The following is a 328-nucleotide window of genomic DNA, read 5'->3' as shown; positions in this document are numbered from 1 at the left end:
CCAATGCGGTGAAGTTCAGCGAGCACGGCGGCTCGGTGACGCTCTCGGTGCGCGAGGTGAATCGTAGGCAAGTGGGGCAGATTCCCGGGGACTGGCCCACCCACGGCTTTGCCCTGCAGCCCAGCGAACATCAACAGTTCCTGGAATTGAGCGTGAGCGACACCGGCATCGGGATCGCCCGGGACGACATGAGCAAGCTGTTCAAGGCCTTCAGCCAGATCGACAGCAGCCTGGCGCGCAAATTCGAAGGCACGGGCCTGGGTTTGGCGATGGTCAAGCAACTCACCGACCTGCACGGCGGCAGTGTCGCCGTGGCCAGCCGCGAAGG

The 328-nt window shown here is 64.3% G+C and carries 1 protein-coding gene; it reads left to right on the top strand.

Annotated features, from left to right (window positions below; translation table 11 throughout):
• A partial coding sequence (locus tag HX846_RS34950) for an ATP-binding protein (protein ID WP_256740310.1) occupies window positions 1-328 on the top strand: 328 nt, incomplete at both ends.

This window comes from Pseudomonas sp. K5002, from assembly GCF_013386655.1.
GTDB lineage: Bacteria > Pseudomonadota > Gammaproteobacteria > Pseudomonadales > Pseudomonadaceae > Aquipseudomonas.
Note: the sequence above shows the minus strand (reverse complement) of the source record. Positions and strands in the feature narration are given on the sequence as shown.